The organism is Nostoc sp., from assembly GCF_036919615.1.
GTDB lineage: Bacteria > Cyanobacteriota > Cyanobacteriia > Cyanobacteriales > Nostocaceae > Nostoc.
In genome coordinates this window covers 60,308-79,136 of sequence record NZ_JBALCN010000062.1, presented here as the reverse complement: position 1 = coordinate 79,136, position 18,829 = coordinate 60,308, and the positions used below count along the sequence as shown (strand labels likewise).

Sequence of the window (18,829 nt, the reverse complement as noted above, 5' to 3'; positions counted from 1 at the left end):
TTTGTAACTCTACATCCATTGCCCTACTTACCTTTCAGGGTTTTTTCTGTTCATTCTTTTATTCAGAATACCCGGAAAGTGACAGAAGAGGGTTACGCGCAGAAAAACTGCGATCGCTATAAATCTGACTTAACTTGTGTAATGTTTGAGGAGTTTTTCGATATTGCGAGTGTTGCACCGACAACACCACAGCAGCAAAACCCCACTCTGTCAAGGGGAGGGGAAGGAGAAGGATCACAATAAACTCAACCAGAGCAACCATCAGCACAGAGTGATGAACCGATTGAATTGGTGGTGACGGGTGAGCAAGATAGTTATCGCATACCGAATGCCTCTACTGGTACACGAACGGATACCCCTCTGCGGGATATCCCCCAATCGATTCAAGGTGTTCCTCAACAAGTGATTAAAGATCAGAGGATCATCCGGGTTGAAGATGTTCTCCAGAATGCGGCTGGAGTTACATCAGAAGGAGACTCTAGGTTGCAAACACGCACTTTCAACATTCGCGGATTTGCAGCCAGGGGACTGCGAAATAGATTCGCTCAAGTCGGGGGTTTTGGAGCGCCGCCAGACTTAACTAACAATATTGAATGAGATAATCTAGGTTATTGCTCTGGCAAGGAGTAATCTCCTGATTTCCCGCCATTTTTACTTATTAAACGAATTGATTCAATTTGAATCGACTTCTCTAAGGCTTTTGCCATATCATATAAAGTCAGGGCAGCCACAGAAACGGCAGTTAAGGCTTCCATCTCTACACCAGTTTCAGCTTTGGTTTTGACTGTAGCTTGAATTTGATAACCAGGTAGTTGCGGATCGGGTACAATCTCAACTGCGATTTTTTGCAAAGGCAACGGATGACACAGAGGAATTAAAGTGGCTGTTTGCTTGGCTGCCATAATCCCAGCCAATCTTGCAGTTGCTAACACATCTCCCTTTGGCACATTTCCGGCTTGAATGGCAGCGAAGGTTGTAGGCAACATCCGCACATTAGCAGCGGCTACTGCTTGGCGGACGGTGGGTGCTTTGTCAGACACATCCACCATCTGTGCCTGTCCTTGGCGATCTAGATGAGTTAAGTTGGCAAAATTAGATGAAATATCTTGCATCATTTAATTAGAACGTGTTAATATAGATTGTCGGTGAGGGCGTGTAGCTCAGTGGACTAGAGCACGTGGCTACGGACCACGGTGTCGGGGGTTCGAATCCCTCCTCGCCCGTTTTTGAAAGTTCGGAGTTGAAAGTTAGGAGTGAGGAATTAAAGTTCCTCACTCCTAACTTTTAAGTTGTTCAAGGCGTAAGCATCTGGAGCGCGACCTAGTGCAAAGCGTAGGGAGTTGGATAGGTCTTTGCTCGACTGGGTGAGGAAGATCACAAGTGCAACAGAAGTCATCACAGCACCGTAGCCAAACATAGTGCGGTAGCCTACAAGTTCTGCTATGGTACCTAGAAGAGGAGCGGCGATCGCAATCCCCAGGTCAAGTCCAGCTATGCATATAGCAAAAACTTGCCCCCGTTCTTGCGGCAGTGAGCGGTCTGCCATCATAGTGAGCATCATCGAGATTAGTGTACCACCACCACCACCTTCAGCGATCGCAGCCAGTAAGAAAATGATCGTGCTGTCAGCTTGCCACAGCAGTACTAAGGCTAAAACGTAGCAAAAAATACCAAAGGTGATAAATAAACCACGACCAAAGCGATCGCTTGCCTTACCAGCAAACACCCTGATACTAAAACTAGAAATTGCCGCAGCTGTAAAAAACAGTCCGCCATTGAAGTCCACGTGAGTAGATTTGAGGAACAACGACACAAAGGTATGTACAGCACCGAGAGACAAACCAACCAGCAACATAACTATAGTTGGAACTCTCACCCGTGGACTGCCCAAAATTCGCCAAAAGTTGCGATCCTCTACCTCAGTTTGCTCGTGTATCTGCACTGGTGGATTAGTGACTTGGACAATTGCCAGAAGGGCAACAAAACCCAATTCAGCGGATAACAGAAATAATAGCCCGTAACCACTTGTAGCTTCTAAATATCCTCCCAAGGCAGGGCCAATTGCTAAACCAAGGGGAGTTGTCAGGCTCATGTAACCAATGATTTGACCACGAGTTTCGGTGGGAGCAAAATCTGCGATTAAGGTACTGTAGCCAGTGGTAAAAGCGGCAATGCTAATACCGTGAAAAATCCGTACCAGGATCAACAGTGGAATTGATTGGGTTGCCAAATAACCAAAGGGTGCGATCGCAGCTACTATCGTACCAATCACCAAGACAATTTTTCGACCACGTTCATCAGCTAATCGTCCCAGCATCGGGCGAGATAGCAATAACCCAATGGCGAGACTGCCCATTACAATCCCAATTTCTTGTTTGCTTGCGCCCACATCATCGATGTAAAGCGGTAGAGTTGGCAAGAGCGAAGATATGCTCGACCAGAATAATAAACCTGCTGTAAATAAAATCAGCAATTGACTTTGAAAAAACGGTACTTTCAGCATTTTTACCACAGTAGATGCTCACCCAATGCTCAAACACACTCATCTAAGTGCTTAAGCATGAACAACTAGTATTTTTTCATACTCAGCATTGATGCTCAATAGATGCTCATCTTTTGAGAGAAGGGAGGGTAAATTTGTTTCCATCCCATATTCACACAGTTCTCTCGCTTTGTGTCAGTGCATTGCTGCTGTCTTGGTACAGCGCTGCAAATAGCTGTTAGCAGATAGCGAGAATGACTTTAGATGTAATCCACTCATAAAAAGGTTATATGCCTTCCCGGTATCCAGCAGGGTGTACGTGTGGTGTATTCACCGATGGTGTTCTATGACGTGTATCAAACATGCTTCCAACGATTGCCGTATTTCGTGGCAAGCTCAAAACAACCTGAAAACACCAAAGCCATACATACACTCGCTTCGTACCTTGCCCGTGCAAAGGAACCATATAGAGTTCCGTCTCGGTCGTGCGTTGTCCACACGGGTTGTAAACTCAATACAGCAATAAGTAGTCATGCTTTGCAGTAGCACTCTTGGGAGGAGCGATCGCTCACAAGAAAATATTTGCGAATAGCCTTACATCGTTCCGTGCTTGTCATCATTGCAAGACATTTGAAGCAGTCAATTGAAACAACGATACAGCGTAGAGGTCTACCATTGGTACTGCTTTTTATACCTTTGAGTGAAAAGTCTACCGACTCTAGATGACTTTATTGCCGCTATATCATGCCGCACAAGTGCCTCTTGCTGCTTCAAGTCTGCAAGCTTTGTGAGTGTGTCAGACATCAATGGCTGGATGCTTGTCGAGTAACTGCCAGTTTTGCGTATAGCTGGAATAACTTCAGATGTTAGCCATTTCTTGAAGCGTTTCGCTTGTGGTTTGCGGCTAGTAAGAACGAGTGAGTACAGTCCTGATTCATTAACCGTGTTTACGGTAACCACTTTTCCTTTCTGCCCTATGTTGAGCATAGCCTTCTCATCACTGTCTAATTTATCCATTGCCTGGGTAGGGTTTTGAATATCTAATACTTTGCAAATATCTGCCGCTACCCACCAAGGCTCATCCGCTGTACCAACGAAACGTATATTGTGTGACTCAAAACTAAAAACAGATAAGTTTGACATGGTTTTTGTAAGTGATAAGGGTTGTTTGTAGAAGTGACACAAAAAGTGTCATTATTTTTGTCACTTTAAGTGTCAGTTAAAGTGACAGTTTTCTACAACACCCTATAACCATAAAAAAACCTAGCAGTGATATGCTAGGTGTGAACATTAATCAGATTTAACATCCCTTAGTGACTGCAATCATTGAGGGATTTTTAGTAACCACCAATGGACAATTACAGGATATTTTTTTCCTTGCGTGCATCTTTCAATGCCCTCTGAATACGTTCATCTGCGTCTCCCTTGCGGTATCGCGAGAAATTTTTCTTCACATTCGCCACTAGCAGTAATTCGTCAGAGTTTTCGATATAGTTCAATCCCACATCCTTACTACCTTGTATCACCTCCAGTTCCTTCAGTTCTCTTGCAGTCTTTTGTACGGCTGCCATCGTCAATTTATTGTGAGTAGATGCACAACTGAATCCATTTCCCTTGCAAGCATACTCAAAATTTATGTGCTGTTCCCTGAGATACTTTCGTCGTGCCTCCCATCGTTCCACACTTGCAGTAGTTTGTTGCTCATATTGTTGCTCACTTTTGACCGTACCAAAGGCAGTATCACAACGACGCCGTAACGTCTCTTGCGTACAAGCTGATATTAAAGCTTGTGCTTTGACGTTGCCTTTGAATGCTTGCGACATCCAGCAATCTGTAACAATATTGGTAGGAATGATATTGATGGGCTTGTTGGAACCTTCTACAGCCATCACCGAAAATTCGGAACCGTTGCCAGGTAAGGCTTTAACTGTTTCAGAGTGCAGAAAATCGAAAATAGAAGAACTCGATACACCTATTGCTTCCGCCACTTGCGCCTGACTCATCACATACTCACCGTTCGGTATTTGGAATACCTCTACTTTGTTACCAGCGATTTGAATTGATGCACGTTTTGCTTTAGTTGTCATGATTAACTTTCCTCGATGTTTTCTTGTTTGGCGTAAATGTTGTCAGTATCAATCTCTAGTCTGTTTAGAAAGAATCTAAGCACTGAAACAAGCTTACGGGCTTGCTCATAACGTGGTGAAGTACTCTTTTCTTTGCAAGTTTTTTCCCACATATCAACCTCTTTCTCTAGGTCAATTAAGAGTTGATAGATGTCATCCAACTTGCTAGCGATAGAGACTGGAATCCACTTTTGTATTACCTCTCCGGCATATTTTTTTTTCCTCCCTGAACCAGGTCTTCTTATACCACTACTTGGAATACCTCTAGGCATGGTTATCAACCTTTGTATGTGTTAGACGTTAACAGCGCTATGGAAGCGATAAATCTCTGTTTCCCTTGCTGTTACTGCCTTATATCATTTATGTCACATCAATAAAAGAACGTCAACTATTTTTGTGATAAAAATGAAAAAATAGGCTACAACGTATGCTGTGACTGAAAAAAATCATATTTACAGATACTTTGATATTTTTTGGGTATGCCCTATGTTCTGGAAAGTGTCACAAAAAATGACACAATAAGTGTCAAAATAAGTGTCAAAATAAGTGTCATTTTTTTATAACAGGTATCCACCCATTAAAAATACCCTAAGAGAGTACAAATACTTACTTGGGTTATTGGTGTTTTACAGGAAAATTTTTACTTCATTATTCTCTGTCTTGCATCAACTTATTTATTAATTCCTGCTGTTCTCGTACCTGCTCTTTCAGTGTTTCAATGTCTGACTGCTGTTGAGCCTGTTGATTAGCGGGTAACTCTGGATTGATTTGCGTAGCCCTGTCAGCGATATCCTGATAATGCTTTTGACTCACCAATTCACCATGTCCACACCATGCACTAACTATTTTCTCATCCCTGCCTAAGTCGAATATTTGGTGAGTAATGAATGTGTGACGTGTGTTATAAGGTGGCAAGTATTTTGTGAGCTTACCTTGTTCAATCAGGGGGGGAATAATCCCTTTGTTTTGTTCCTCCCTTCCCTTCCATGCTCTAACTAAAGTCACATCAGAAATTATTCTCTTACTTTTTGATTTAAATACTACTTCGTTCGACTCACCCTGAGAACTTGATTTTAAAAGATTCCATAATTCCCCATCTTTAGGCATAGGAAAAATTCTAATCAACTCTTGGTCGCCTTTGGCTGTTTTAGTCGGGTAAAATTTCTTGAGCCGCGAGGAATAAGTGCGTCTAATTAGGATTTGTTCTTTATTCCATAAAACATCACACCACATAAATGCTATTGCCTCACCTGTTCTGCATCCAGTAAGAAATTTAAATTTTAAAAAATCATACCAATGTGGACTTCTCTCTTGTGTGTAACCAAGAATTATTTGTGCTTCATTCCATGTATATGCTTTTGTTTTATCCAATACATCATCGTCATTCTCTGTATCTACTTCGTTTTGAGTCTTACCTTGTGCGCCTTTAACTTTTATTTCACTTGCTAATCCTTCGTATGGATTATAAGTAATTTTTTTGTTCTTCTTTGCCAACTCATAAGCATCGGATAACTGACTGATTAAATTCTTGGTGTGATATAAACTACGATGCTCTATCAACCAATTCCTAATTTTAATTGCATCCTCTGATTTGGTAGCATTAATCGCTGATTTTAAATAACTCACATAATACTGACGATATGTTAATTCATAAGTTGTTTCCTTTAAATCATGTTTCCTGTACTCACAATACATATCCCAAACTTCCATAAGGGATAGTTCAGGCTTGGGCGGTAATTGGTCATCTGAGGTTACAACACTGCCTTTAAGCTTCAAGTCGGCAATGATGCCGTATTTGGCTAGAGTCTCATCAAAACATCCATCTTGTAAGTCGAGCGTCATTCTCTCGGCTAACCTTTGTGCCCTAGCCATATTTGCCTCATTAGCGTCCATCCCTAAAGCTATCCGTGGCTGTTCTCCCCCAAAGTACTGCCTTGGTAGCCTAGCTTTGATTCGGCTTTTCTCTACATAGATCGATACTTTGCCTTTGGAAGTCTTGCCAGTCGGTGTTTTATTGCTGTTTACCATAATGCTCAAAAGATGTTCAAAATGTATATATCAGTCATTAAAGAACTGACATATAAGCATTATAGTATCAAACCTGCTGTAAATAAAATCAGCAGGTTGCGCCGCAGTTCGGCGTCAAAAGTATTAAATGCTTTCAAGGTAGATGCAAGTTAATGAGTTTTTTGTCAATAGTTAGGAGTTTGGAGTTTGGAGTTAGAAGTTAGGAGTTAAGAGTAAACCAATATTTACTCTTGACTGTTTACTCATGCCCAATACTTCTCTTCTTAGGCTGCGCCCTAAGCGTAGCTATGCCGCAGGCTTTACGGCAACGCCCTTCTCTTCTTAGGCTGCGCCTTAAGCGAAGCCATGCCGCAGGCTTTACGGCTACGCTCAAGACAAGCTCAGTACAAGTGCCCCATGCCCAATGCCCTATGACTATTGTTACCTTAGTCAACATTTTTTGCTACCACCTCTCGCACGCGATAGATAGGCCGTCCTTGGGATTCATGGTATGTACGCATGAGCAATTCTGCCAAAAGACCGAAGCAAAATAATTGGACTCCAGTTACTAGCAGGAGAACTGCTAAAATCAGTAAAGGGCGATTGCCAATCATTTCACCTAAAGCCAATTTGACAAAAGTCAAGTAAATTCCGATCGCTGTCCCCGAAACCATTGAAATCAAGCCCAATAGCCCAAAAACGTGCATTGGGCGGGTGAGGAATCTTTTCATAAACAGAATGGTTAACAAATCCATCAACACCCGGAATGTCCGCCAAATCCCATATTTACTTCGACCAAAGCGACGGGCGTGATGACGCACTGGCATTTCGGTAATTCTAGCTCCTTCGATGTACGCCAGGGCAGGTAAAAATCGGTGTAATTCCCCATAGAGGTTCATATCTGCCAACAGTTCTGCACGATAGGCTTTCAGCGAACAGCCATAGTCATGAATATTCACGCTAGTGGTACGGCGAATTAGCCAATTGGCAATTTTGGAAGGAAGTAACCGATTCACGGCACCATCTTGGCGTTTTTGCCGCCAACCACTTACTAAATCGTAACCTTCAGCCAGCTTTGCTAATAACATGGGGATATCAGCCGGATCATTCTGGAGATCAGCATCTAAAGTGACGATCGCTTTACCTACAGCATAGTAAAACCCAGCAGCCATAGCCGCAGTTTGTCCGTAGTTGCGACGCAAAATCACCGCCTTTAAATCAGTGCGGATTTGCGCCTGTTCTTTGAGAAATTCCGCAGAACCATCTGTAGAACCATCATCCACACAAATAATTTCATAATTTATCTGACTAGAAGATAAAGTAGATGCGATCGCTTCTAGTAAAAGCGGCAAACTTTCCACCTCGTCATGTATCGGCACCACCACTGAAACATCTGGGATAATTGCTGAAATAGCCCCATTTTCCTGACTCAACCCTTGATCAACCAACCCACTCCTCATATATCTCTGCGCCCTCAGCGTCTCTGTGGTTCGTAACTCTTAAAAACTCTACCAGCACCTCGCAGCTGCTGATAATACGACTGACTAACCGTATCTCCCTGTTCCGAGAGAACATTAATCCCAATCCCATCCCGTCCCTGCTCTTTCCCAGAACTATGAATGTAATAACCATCCGCCAAATAAAGTCCGACATGGGTTGCTTTTTGGCTAGTTCCAAAAAATACCAGATCCCCAGCTGCTAATTCTGCAATAGTAATTGGTTGAGTGAATCCTTCCTGTTGATAGGCATCTCTAGGTAACCAAATACCCACTGAAGCAAACGCCGCCTGCATCAACCCAGAACAGTCGAAATTTGGCCCAACCGTACCACCCCAAAGATAATAATTTGATTGTTGTATCGCTTTTTGGGTAAAGGCGATGACCTCTACTAAAAGTTTTTTAATCTCCGATTCTGAAAATGTTGCAGCCTGATAATGTACAGTAGCAGGTTGTAATGAATCAAAATCTGAAAGGGATACCCATCCTGGATAGTCATCTTCACACAAATACACCTCAACCACTGAATTTTGATGATTTGATGTTGCCCATAAACGTCGCCCAGATGCGGCTTGAGTTGCCAAGCGTGTACATTCAGGAGAATCATATAAGTTCAGGTTAGCTAGACACTGATACTCCCCTGATTTTGGATTTTGGATTTTGGATTTTAGATTAAAGGACATTATTCGAGAATGATTTTTTTTAATAAAGACGAACAACTCGAAAATCTTGGGTTAGGCATTTTAGAAGCAACTTGGGCAGCATTTGGGACTTTAGCCCGGAATCAAATTGCCCTGACTTGGGTTGTTTACGATCCACCAGTGCTAGTAAATACTGGTGGTGCGCTAACTCCTAAAGCTTTTTGGGATCATCCAGTTCGTGGTTTTACTTATCGCGGTGTTGAGCGAATTTATCCAGCGAGTGTAGTCAAGCTATTTTATCTGGTGGCGGTAAACGAATGGTTAGAAAAAGGCATGAGTCAAACCTCCAAGGAGTTGGAGCGAGCCTTACGGGATATGATTGTAGATTCTGGTAATGATGCTACCAGCTTAGTTGTGGATATTCTGAGTGGCACCACCTCAGGGCCACAATTACCAACCGGGCCCTTTGAAACCTGGAAATATCAACGTAATATTGTTAACCGCTATTACCAATCCTTGGGTTGGGAAGAAATGGAGACGATTAACGTCTGTCAAAAAACTTGGAGTGATGGCCCTTATGGACGAGAACGGGCGTTTGTGGGAGAGTTACTGGAAAATCGTAATATGTTAACAACAAATGCGATCGCCAGGTTACTGCATAGTATTGTAGGCGGAGTGGCGGTTTCAAGTGGGCGATCGCAAGCAATGATGGCTTTGCTCAAACGGACTCTCAACGATTTGCCCACTGACAGAGACGAAGATCAAGTAACAGGTTTTTTAGGCGGTGGACTCCCTAAAAATGCTCAAATTTGGTCAAAAGCAGGTTGGACAAGTCAAGTTCATCATGATGCCGCCTATATTGAGTTACCAGAACAGCGCCCTTACCTTTTAGTGGTATTTACTGAAGGGAAAGCGCAGGCAAAGAGTCGGGATATTTTGCCCTTTGTTTCTAAACTAGTTGCCGAAGCGATTAGCAGTCTATAATTCCAAATTGCCTCGTTCCCAGTTGAAGACTGGGAATGCCTACTCAGGGGCTGCCGCCTCCCTGATTAGCGGCAGTAACCCAATAAAGAGGATTTCCAGGTTACACCTGGAAACGAGATTTTCAAAAGTTTTAGCTTAACTTGACACAAATGCACATCTGTGCACCTATACTATTTCAACTTAAATTCGTCAAACTTCAATACCTTCGAATCGGGCTTGCGAGTATCAAAACGATAACTACTGATCGTACCTGTTCCGGTATCAAAGATACTGAAAACCGTAATATCATTACTCGCAATATAAGGTATCGGCTTCCCATCTTCAGCCAGCAAGGGGGAAATTGTTGGCACTATTGGTTCTAACCCATTGGGATCACCAAGCTTAACATAATCCTCTTGATACCCAGTTGGCACTTCTCGCTTTCTGTCACCCCAAGCAGCACCGTAAGTATTACCCACATTAGATGTTTCCAGAAAGTGCATTCCACTGGGACTAACAAAGCGGTTCCACAAATGGGAATGCCCATAGAATACCAATTGCACATTAGCTGCTTCTAGTAAAGGGACAACATCACGGATAATATAATCTGCATCTTTGGGATATTCGTAACGCACTGCTTTGACATTGCTGTTATCCCGTTCAATTATCTGTACTGGTTCTGTATAAGCCGGAACTATATTATCACCCAGAGTGTGGGGCGGATGATGAAACATCACAACTTTGTATTTTGCTTGTTTAAATTCAGGGCTGCTGAGTTCTGTCTCTAGCCAATTGTACTGCTTGCTACCTTTAGCAATTTGCTCATAAATCAACTGTCCATAACCCCAATTTTCCGGATTATTTAAATCCTTTTCTGCTTCTTGATATCTACCCTTACGCTTTCTATCTAAGTTGGGAGTGCGCCACATATTCGTAGCGTACAGTACCACCAAACGCACATCACCAAAACTGACGGCATAATACCTTTTTCCACCCTCTTTACTTTTTGGTAAAGAGAAAATTTCTTCGTAGGTATTAGTATTAAAAGAATTATCTATTAAAGATTTGTCCCGGTAGATTTTTTGAGCAACAGCACGAGGAATTGTATCATCAAATTCATCATCTAAACTTCCAGTTCTGGCAAATCGCCCCATCACCTCATGATTGCCAATGCAAGTAAACATGGGTGCATTTTGAATGATTTGTCCACCAGTATAGGTTGTTTTAACACCATCGTGCGTCATGTCATATTTAGCACGACCTTGTAAACCAGGAAACAACGCACCACCACTATTATGATCAAACCATTCTGAGGCGCGATCGCTGACATTGACCAAATCACCAGCAAACCACACCTCATCAACTCGTCCAATTGTTTCTACCACCTTTTGCAGATTTGCAGATGTCATCGGCTTTAACTGATGGTCAGAGGTCAGCAGAATTTTTAATGGTGTATCCGGTTCTGGAGTAGCTGCGAGGCTAAAAATATCACTGCTAACACTCTCGCCATCTTCTCGCCCACTCGTAACCCGATAGTTTACTCGCACACCAGGAGTTAACCCAGTCACCTCAGCTTCATGTCGCCAAATGTTGCGCTGGACGGGTTTTTGATCAACTTGGCCGTCTTTGGTTTGGTTTGCAACTCTTGATTGGTCTTCACGCGTGCGACTGAGTTTGGTAATATTTGCCTTAGCAGTTTGTTTGAGATTTTCCCCATAGGTTACTGTGTGATTAACACCAGCAAATTCAGTAAACCAAACTACTCGCACTGAGGTTTCAGTTGGCAGTTGCAAAAATGGGTCGGTGAGCAGTTGGGGTGCTAATGTCATAATTGTTTGCCCAAATGAACGCACGCTTACCAGAGTAAAGCATATAACAAGCACAAGCATCGCTACCGAGGAGATTTTACGGCAGCTTTTGCGTCTGAGCATGAGTAACATCCCAAATTTTTTAACGTGAGTTCGACGGAACTAAAAAACGGCAGGAGGTAATGTAGGCAAACCTTTTGGGTAAATGTCAATGGGCTAAATTCTTCTTCAAGACTATTTTCCAGTAGTTGCGGTTGAGGGGATCAAGTATTTATCATACCAAGCTAAATAACGTTCTAGGACATCACGTTGATAACTCGGTTTGCTGATTCCGTGGGACTGTCCTGGATAAACTACTAACTGGGTATCAATTCCGAGACTTTTCAGGGCTTGATACATCTGCTCAGAGTTGTGCAGTGGTACAGAACTATCCTTGTCACCTCCCAGAAATATTGTCGGTGTCACAATTCGGTTGGCGTGAAGAAATGGGAAAGAAATCCGCAGCCATGTATCAAGGTTCTTCCACGGTAAGCCTAACTCCTGTTCTTCGTCATAAATATACTCATCTGTACCGTAGGTCGCAAGAATATTTGATTCACTAGCCCCACTAACTGCGGCTTTGAAGCGAGTATCTTGAGCAATAGTATAGTTGGTTAACATCCCCCCATAACTCCACCCACCAATTCCTAAGCGCGATGGCGAAGCAATTCCGGTAGCGATGGCATAATCAGCACCGGCAATAATATCTTGAGCGTCTTTGTTTCCCCAGTCTGCATAAATCGCTTTGGAGAAAGCTTCACCTCTTCCTGAACTTCCACGTGGGTTAACACCGACAACGACATAACCTTTCGCCGCAAACAGTTGCCAATTAAACATAAACTGATTTGTGAACTGCCCCACAGGTCCGCCGTGCAGCATCAGTAGTGTCGGGTATTTTTTCCCTGACTGAAAGTTAGGTGGCTTGACGAGAAAGCCGTGAATTTCTGTTCCATCCTTACTATGAAAGCTGATTTCATTTGTAGTTGCTAAATTTAGCTGAACTAGCAACTGATCATTTTGGCGCGACAATGAACGCAAATCTTTACCTTTGAAGGCGAAGACTTCATTTGGTTCTTGTGGCGTTGAAGAAAGTAAAGCGATTTTGTCATCACGTCCTAAATCAAAGTTACTAATATTTCGCCTTCCTGCTAGCAATCGCTCAATTTTGCCACCAGCTACGGGTATCTTTGCAAGGTGAACGTTGCCATCGTCTTCGATTAAAAATAGTATTGATTTCCCATCTTTTGTAAAGTGCGGTTTGACAACATTGCGATCAAGGCTAGAAGTGAGTACGTGCGGAGTGCCACCAAGGGCAGGAATTACCGCTAGATGGTAAACTGCGTATTCAATCAGTTTGGGTGAACCTCCTTGAAGATAGGCAATTGACTTCCCATCTGGACTCCAAGCTGGACGGCTACCCCAATCAGGATCGCAGTCAGGACCAGAAAAAGTGGTTAGCTGGCGGGCTTTTGCTCCAGGTTGGGCAGCGATGACATAAAGATCCCAATTATTGTTGCGATCGCTATTTTCACCGCGTTTGCTCACAAAAGCAATATTTTTGCTATCACTTGACCAAGCAGGTAAAGACTCATTAAATGAACCTGGGGTGAGAATCTCTGTTTTGCGAGTTGTTAAGTCCAATACATAAAGATGTTCTCGACTTTTGTCGATAAAACCGACACCATCTTCTTGGAAGTGAAACAGATCGATAACAATCGGTGGTGGGGTTTTGCCATTAAAGGGAGTTTCTGGAGCTGGTTGAGAGGCAATTACGGCTAGTCGTTTACTGTCACCAGACCAGACAAAATCGCTAACATCACCAGCAAAGTCAGATATTTTCTCGGCTTCACCGCCTGATAAATTGAGCAACCAAATTTGCTGTTTTCCAGATTCACGGCTGGAGATGAAAGCTAGAGACTTCCCGTCTGGGCTGAACCGAGGGTTATATTCACTATCTTTACCGTTAGTTAAATGTAACGTTCGGGAAGCATCCCAAGAAGTCATGTAAATATGTTTATCTTGTGTATCATTTTTTAAATCCGTATTAGTTACTGTGTAAGCAATCCAGTCTCCAGTAGGAGAAAGTTGGGGATCGCTAATTTGGCGAAAGGCAAACTGATCCTCGATCGTCAGCAGACGTTTTTCTTGGGCTTGAGCCGAAATATTTATACCGAGTGTCATCGCTAAAACACTACTTGCTAAAGCGATTTTTGTTAGCTTTTTCATAATTAGATATCATAACTGGGGGTTCGCACATTTTTTTGAAGTTAGAGAAATTGGTAAAAATGATTTCCCAATCATCGTAAATGCTAGTCATAAGCATCTTTGTTAGCGCTGACTACACCTTATGCTGGCCCATTCTCAATCACCGAAACAGTGCTGAGTCACCGTTCGCCATTGGCGCTAGCTTCTCCCAAAGGAGAAGTTCAAATGCCTCTGAGTAGGAAGATTCATAAGTATTACTTCTTACTCATTATTTCTGACTCAGCACTCAGCACTCCTGAATGTTTGGTCATTTGATCAGGTATTGCGTTAAAATAAGCGATCGCTATCCTAGTTAAGTAATGCCCGGAAATTCCCGGAGGTGTGATTGACCAAGTTTATTTTGAAAATTCTGTGGTTAGACGAAAACGTCGCTCTAGCAGTCGATCAAATTGTCGGCAAAGGCACAAGTCCTTTGACTAAGTACTTTTTCTGGCCCAGAAATGATGCCTGGGAAGAGTTAAAAAAGGAACTCGAATCCAAACATTGGATTACTGACCTGGATCGTGTCGAGTTGCTTAATAAAGCGACAGAAGTGATTAACTACTGGCAAGAGGAAGGCAGAAACCGTCCAATGGCAGAAGCTCAATTGAAATTTCCGGAAGTTGCCTTCACAGGTAGCGCTTGATATTACAATATTAGCGATCGTGCTGTTCTACAAGCTGCCACAGTTTGATAGTTTTGTCCCTGCTACCACTTGCAATTAATTGTGTAACTTTGCTCACAGCAACAGCAGATACTGAGTCTACATGACCAGAGAGAGTAACAATCTCTTCTGCTGTGCTTACCCTCCAAAGTTTAACTGTTTTGTCGCAACTTGCACTTAGGAGCGTTTCGCCATCGGCAGTAAAAGCCACAGCCACCACAGACCAAGAATGGCCTACAAGTGTGCAAATTAGCTGACCAGTGTTTACCCCCCACAATTTAATAGTGTTATCATCACTACCCGTCGCCAAAATTTGACCATCAGGACTAAAAGCGACTGTCAAAACCGCCCATGCATGACCCGAAAGGGTGCTTAACAAGCTATAGCATGGGTGGTTTTGAAGTTCTCTCTGAAAACCTTCTAATATAGGTATCCGCCACAAGCGAATTGTTCTGTCATAACTAGCGCTGGCTAAAAGCTGTCCTTGGGGACTAAATGCCACTGAATTTACTTGTAATTTGTGTCCAGTTATGGTATCAATTTCTGTGCGAGTATTTACATCCCAGAGTTTGACCGTCTTATCCGAGCTACCACTAGCGAGAATCTGCCCATCTGGACTAAAAGCAACTGATTTTACAGCGTGTAAGTGTCCCAAGAGAGTGCAGATTTCCTCTAATGTCTCAACCTGCCACAATTTGATAGTTTTATCATCGCTAGCAGTTGCCAGAATTTTCCCATCAAGACTGAAGGCGACTGATTTAACAGCTTGGGAATGTCCTGATAAGCTAGCTAGGACTTTTTGGGTATTTAAATCCCACAATTTAACACTTTTATCATCACTAGCACTAGCTAAAGTGTTACTGTCAGGACTGATGGCAAGGGCATTCACACTACTCAATGTCCCAGAATGCCCAGTTAGGGTATGCAAGCATCGCCAAGGAGGATTTTGGATTTTGGATTTTGGATCGCACCTTTGGTGCGCTGACAGCGCAACTTGGATTTTAGATTCCATACCCATTGCTTGCATAACTTCATCAGCTGATTGAAAGCGACGGTTAATAGCATTTTGCAGCAGCTTGTCGAGGATTTGCGCCAAGCGATCGCTTACCTTAGTAGTAAGATATTGTTGCCAGACCCAACAATCGTTAGCAATATCAAATAAATCAAAGGGAGAAATCTGAGTAAGTAAGTAAATGCAACTTACACCTAAGCTATATAAGTCACTAGCAAAAACCGCTTTTCCCCTCGCTTGTTCTGGTGCAGCGTATTCTGGACTGCCAATACTGGTTTCAGATGTTAGCCGATCAATTTCGGTGACGATTTTCGCAGTGGTAAAATCGACTATGATTAAATCCCCCTTCTTGGTAATTGGGGATCTACGGATGATATTGTGGGGTTTGATATCGCGGTGGATGATATGGCGATCGCTAATAAACTGAAAAACTGGCAACACATCTTCTAAGAGTTGCCAAATCTGAGTTTCATTGAAAGCACCTTCCTCCTCAACCACTTGGGCTAAATTAGTGCCTGCAATAAACTCCTGCACTAAATAAAAATGCCCGTCATGCTGGAAATAAGCCAACAAAGCGGGAATTTGGGGATGGTTCCCTAATTCCTCTAACTGTTGCGCCTTTTGCTCAAATTTTTTAGGTGTTTCGTTTTTGAGCAAGAATTCTTGAACGATGCAAGGGACTGGAGGAAACTGACCCTCGTCTACAGCGAGGAAGGTTTTGCAGAATCCCCCTTGACCAATCAGTTTGAGTAAACGATAACGTTCTTGTAAAAGCAAAACTTCTCCGTCAGAGTTACAGCCAGCTAAGGCGAATAAAATTCGCGGCTACACAAACCTTCGCTCTTGGCTTTCCCGTTCGCGTAGCGTCCCGTAGGGAAGGATAGTCCGCGAAGGCGGACTAAGGAAAAATTGAAGGTTTCAAACCCACGGAGGTGGGTTTTGTCTGTATAGACGCGGTTTCTAACCGCCCTTTTAACTAAGGAAAAATTGAAGGTTTCAAACCCACGGAGGTGGGTTTTGTCTGTATAGACGCGGTTTCTAACCGCCCGTTTAACATTAAGTTGACTTATCCGCCGGGAAATTCACAATTATAGGTGGAAGACCGTTTTCCGCGGTTGGTTGGGCTTTGGTAACTACTGGTTCTGCATGCAAAGGTGTTGGTGTCAATTCACCCTTACCAGTTTGATTCCATAAAATCATGGATAGTAGCCCATCCACTAAGCCGTTATTGCTACCGTTGCTGCCAACTAAGACATCTGGAATCAAGCGGACATTGCGATCGCCTATAATCTGCATTAGTTGCATTGCTGTATAACCTTGTGGCCCCAAGGCTTCCACACCAGTGCGGTAGGTTTCAGCTTTGGCGTTACCTGTGGCCCGAATACCTTCAGCTTCAGCAATTGCCCGGAGTTTTGTCCCCTCAGCTTCACCGTTCGCCTGCTTGATTTGGGCTTGGGCTTGTAGGTCAGCAATATGTACACTCTGCTCCGATTTCACCATTTCTTGTTGGATGTCAGCCAGTGCCGTTTCCCGGACAAGCTGCTGCCGTTGGGTTTGCGCCATCTGCTGGACTTCATAAGTCTTGCGTTCTTCTTCAGCAATTTTCCGATCTGTCTGTGTCTGCATTAATGACGCTGGTGGTTGAATATTGCCAATTAGGGTATCAATTGCTTGCACGTCATAAGCCCGTAGCGCCGTTCTAATATACTCAGATGCTTCAGCTTGACGCTCACTCCGAGCGTTCAAGAAGTCTAGTACTGTACAGTTTTGGGCTGAGTTGCGGAAATAATTACCGATGCTTGGCTCTAGAACATTATCAACCAAATTTTGCATTGAGCCGACACGAGAAATTACCTTCGGAGCATCTAAAGCCCCTACATGGATAATTTGTGATACTTCTAAATTGAAGCCAAACCCATCTTTAGAACGTACAGTCAAAGCTTCCAACTCGGCATCATACTTATGTCGCTCAGTCCAATCAGCCCAGTTCAGGACTATGTTAATGGTTGGCACTAGCTCTATTTTCATCACACGTGTGTTCAACGGGTGCTTACCAGGATATAGTGGTTCAACCCATACGCCTTTATGTCCAGAATTAACTAAGTTACCGTGGGTGAAGGCTGCACCGCTGACATCTTGATGGGCCTTACCCACAAAGGAAATAACCACACCTACATACCCAATCGGAATTTCGGTCATGGGTACTGGCTCAATACTGACAAACCAAGGATTTAAATTCCAAGAACCAGAAAGCAGAATCTGCTCTTGCAAGCCGCGTCGCCCACCGCCCTGGATGAATTTTTGACCATTTTGGAAGTTGTTGTGTCCCTCAATTATCGGGCCGGCAATTTCACCACTAGGAATCGGCATACCATCCAAAGTAGTGACAATACCAACTTTATCAGATGGTAAGCTATACACGCGTAACTGTTCTGGAGTCATCCCATGAGCGCTGGCGTTTGATGCCAAGATGACTTTAAATAGGGCAGTATTGATGCGGTACGTACCAGCCGTGAGAAAACCCATTTGCCGCCCTTTTTCCCCGCCTTGGGTGAGGAATTTCCGAGCATCTTGGAAATTGTCACAATCGACGATTTTACCCAGGATGCGCTCTGGTGGATTGGATGCGCCGTCAGCTGCCACAATCAAGGCGATTTCACCTTGAGGAACGACAATTACTGGCTCTTTCTTTACAGAATATTGCCAAGGCCAATAGCCCCAGTGCCATCCAGGAGCCAGAGTATCTGCTTGTAAGCCAGCTTCACCGTTAAGGGCAATCAGCCCTCCGGCTGGGATTCCGCGCCCGGAAAGGGTAAATTTTCTAACTACAATGCCCGCTTCACGTTCACCAATGACTACAAGTCCGCCAAAGAATAGGGGGACGAAAACGACCAAACCGCCGACAAGGACAATGGGGATTAGTATAAAAGGATCAATTCCAGCAGCTTGATATTGAGTCCTGCTAATTTGTAACTGGGCAATATTTGGTTTGGTCTGATTTAGCTGGACTGATGCCGAAGTGATTTCTTTTGCAGTAGCTGTTTTTACAGGAATAGCATTGGCAGAATGAACACTACTAGCGATCGCCATTCGCGTAGCGTCTCGTAGAGAAGACGTTGGCGCAGCGATCGCCAATATTGCTACGATAGATGCTGCAAAACGAGCTACCCTATTTTGTTTATGCTTACCAAGCAAAGATGAAAAGCTTTTCATAATTTTTGCCCAAAAGGGCAACTAATTAGTTAACTTAACACTTCAACAAGGCTTGCCTCGATTTCTTAAACTTAGCGTAATTTTTTAAAAAATTAATAAATATCTTGTAGGTTGGATATTGCCCAACCTACAAA

At 43.3% G+C, this 18,829-nt stretch carries 16 protein-coding genes and 1 tRNA gene; 5 read left to right on the top strand and 12 right to left on the bottom strand.

Annotated elements, in window-relative coordinates:
• The coding region (locus tag V7K48_RS18700) for a hypothetical protein (RefSeq protein ID WP_335074730.1) at positions 1-243 on the top strand (243 nt) is incomplete at its 5' end.
• A gap of 51 nt (positions 244-294) precedes the next feature.
• The gene (locus V7K48_RS18695; protein WP_442949450.1) at positions 295-597 is read left to right on the top strand and encodes a TonB-dependent receptor plug domain-containing protein; all 303 of its coding nucleotides are present in this window, start codon (positions 295-297) and stop codon (positions 595-597) included.
• Between the two features lie 11 nt (positions 598-608).
• Here V7K48_RS18695 and moaC read toward each other — a convergent pair whose 3' ends face one another.
• Positions 609-1,115 carry a cyclic pyranopterin monophosphate synthase MoaC gene (moaC, locus tag V7K48_RS18690; RefSeq protein ID WP_442949449.1) on the bottom strand — a complete coding sequence of 169 codons (507 nt, stop codon included), beginning with the start codon at positions 1,113-1,115 and terminating at the stop codon, positions 609-611.
• A gap of 34 nt (positions 1,116-1,149) precedes the next feature.
• On the opposite strand from moaC, the gene V7K48_RS18685 reads away from it, so the two are divergent.
• Positions 1,150-1,223, top strand: a tRNA-Arg gene (locus V7K48_RS18685).
• A 38-nt stretch (positions 1,224-1,261) separates the two neighbouring features.
• On the opposite strand, the gene V7K48_RS18680 is transcribed toward V7K48_RS18685, so the two are convergent.
• The 7 genes from V7K48_RS18680 to V7K48_RS18650 form a co-directional block, all read right to left on the bottom strand.
• Positions 1,262-2,503, bottom strand: coding sequence for an MFS transporter (locus V7K48_RS18680; RefSeq protein WP_335074729.1), 1,242 nt, complete (start codon positions 2,501-2,503; stop codon positions 1,262-1,264).
• 648 nt (positions 2,504-3,151) lie between these two features.
• Positions 3,152-3,625 (bottom strand): BRO-N domain-containing protein, encoded by a 474-nt coding sequence (locus V7K48_RS18675; protein ID WP_335074728.1) that lies wholly within the window; start codon positions 3,623-3,625, stop codon positions 3,152-3,154.
• 215 nt (positions 3,626-3,840) lie between these two features.
• A complete protein-coding gene (locus V7K48_RS18670; protein WP_335074727.1) occupies positions 3,841-4,569 on the bottom strand; it encodes a hypothetical protein in 729 nt (242 codons plus the stop codon).
• A gap of 2 nt (positions 4,570-4,571) precedes the next feature.
• On the bottom strand, positions 4,572-4,880 hold the full coding sequence (locus V7K48_RS18665) for a hypothetical protein (protein WP_335074726.1): 309 nt from the start codon (positions 4,878-4,880) through the stop codon (positions 4,572-4,574).
• 376 nt (positions 4,881-5,256) lie between these two features.
• Positions 5,257-6,636, bottom strand: a complete 1,380-nt coding sequence (locus V7K48_RS18660; RefSeq protein ID WP_335074725.1) for a tyrosine-type recombinase/integrase — start codon at positions 6,634-6,636, stop codon at positions 5,257-5,259.
• Positions 6,637-7,061: 425 nt separating this feature from the next.
• Positions 7,062-8,075 carry a glycosyltransferase family 2 protein gene (locus V7K48_RS18655; protein WP_335074724.1) on the bottom strand — a complete coding sequence of 338 codons (1,014 nt, stop codon included), beginning with the start codon at positions 8,073-8,075 and terminating at the stop codon, positions 7,062-7,064.
• Positions 8,076-8,089: 14 nt separating this feature from the next.
• Complete coding sequence (locus tag V7K48_RS18650; RefSeq protein ID WP_335074723.1) at positions 8,090-8,794, bottom strand: C40 family peptidase; 705 nt, start codon at positions 8,792-8,794, stop codon at positions 8,090-8,092.
• A 9-nt stretch (positions 8,795-8,803) separates the two neighbouring features.
• Here V7K48_RS18650 and V7K48_RS18645 point away from each other — a divergent pair, with 9 nt between their 5' ends.
• On the top strand, positions 8,804-9,736 hold the full coding sequence (locus V7K48_RS18645; RefSeq protein ID WP_335074722.1) for a serine hydrolase: 933 nt from the start codon (positions 8,804-8,806) through the stop codon (positions 9,734-9,736).
• Positions 9,737-9,906: 170 nt separating this feature from the next.
• Here the strand turns inward: V7K48_RS18645 and V7K48_RS18640 are convergent, their stop codons facing one another.
• A complete protein-coding gene (locus tag V7K48_RS18640) occupies positions 9,907-11,544 on the bottom strand; it encodes a metallophosphoesterase family protein (RefSeq protein WP_335074721.1) in 1,638 nt (545 codons plus the stop codon).
• 213 nt (positions 11,545-11,757) lie between these two features.
• A complete protein-coding gene (locus V7K48_RS18635) occupies positions 11,758-13,788 on the bottom strand; it encodes a S9 family peptidase (RefSeq protein ID WP_335074720.1) in 2,031 nt (676 codons plus the stop codon).
• A gap of 364 nt (positions 13,789-14,152) precedes the next feature.
• Here V7K48_RS18635 and V7K48_RS18630 point away from each other — a divergent pair, with 364 nt between their 5' ends.
• Positions 14,153-14,452, top strand: a complete 300-nt coding sequence (locus tag V7K48_RS18630; protein WP_012410744.1) for a 30S ribosomal protein PSRP-3 — start codon at positions 14,153-14,155, stop codon at positions 14,450-14,452.
• A 10-nt stretch (positions 14,453-14,462) separates the two neighbouring features.
• Here V7K48_RS18630 and V7K48_RS18625 read toward each other — a convergent pair whose 3' ends face one another.
• Both V7K48_RS18625 and V7K48_RS18620 read right to left on the bottom strand, forming a co-directional pair.
• Positions 14,463-16,259 carry a serine/threonine-protein kinase gene (locus V7K48_RS18625; RefSeq protein ID WP_335074719.1) on the bottom strand — a complete coding sequence of 599 codons (1,797 nt, stop codon included), beginning with the start codon at positions 16,257-16,259 and terminating at the stop codon, positions 14,463-14,465.
• A gap of 279 nt (positions 16,260-16,538) precedes the next feature.
• Positions 16,539-18,695: an SPFH domain-containing protein gene (locus V7K48_RS18620; protein WP_335074718.1), complete on the bottom strand. Its 2,157-nt coding sequence runs from the start codon at positions 18,693-18,695 to the stop codon at positions 16,539-16,541.
• Positions 18,696-18,829: the final 134 nt, after the last annotated feature.

Bases quoted from the DNA above. Each gene is read 5' to 3' on its own strand.
- moaC (WP_442949449.1), bottom strand. From the start codon at position 1,115: ATGATGCAAGATATTTCATCTAATTTTGCCAACTTAACTCATCTAGAT.
- V7K48_RS18655 (WP_335074724.1), bottom strand. From the start codon at position 8,075: ATGAGGAGTGGGTTGGTTGATCAAGGGTTGAGTCAGGAAAATGGGGCT.
- V7K48_RS18620 (WP_335074718.1), bottom strand. From the start codon at position 18,695: ATGAAAAGCTTTTCATCTTTGCTTGGTAAGCATAAACAAAATAGGGTA.
- V7K48_RS18680 (WP_335074729.1), bottom strand. From the start codon at position 2,503: ATGCTGAAAGTACCGTTTTTTCAAAGTCAATTGCTGATTTTATTTACA.
- V7K48_RS18640 (WP_335074721.1), bottom strand. From the start codon at position 11,544: ATGACATTAGCACCCCAACTGCTCACCGACCCATTTTTGCAACTGCCA.
- V7K48_RS18675 (WP_335074728.1), bottom strand. From the start codon at position 3,625: ATGTCAAACTTATCTGTTTTTAGTTTTGAGTCACACAATATACGTTTC.
- V7K48_RS18650 (WP_335074723.1), bottom strand. From the start codon at position 8,794: ATGTCCTTTAATCTAAAATCCAAAATCCAAAATCCAAAATCAGGGGAG.
- V7K48_RS18670 (WP_335074727.1), bottom strand. From the start codon at position 4,569: ATGACAACTAAAGCAAAACGTGCATCAATTCAAATCGCTGGTAACAAA.
- V7K48_RS18660 (WP_335074725.1), bottom strand. From the start codon at position 6,636: ATGGTAAACAGCAATAAAACACCGACTGGCAAGACTTCCAAAGGCAAA.
- V7K48_RS18665 (WP_335074726.1), bottom strand. From the start codon at position 4,880: ATGCCTAGAGGTATTCCAAGTAGTGGTATAAGAAGACCTGGTTCAGGG.
- V7K48_RS18635 (WP_335074720.1), bottom strand. From the start codon at position 13,788: ATGAAAAAGCTAACAAAAATCGCTTTAGCAAGTAGTGTTTTAGCGATG.
- V7K48_RS18645 (WP_335074722.1), top strand. From the start codon at position 8,804: ATGATTTTTTTTAATAAAGACGAACAACTCGAAAATCTTGGGTTAGGC.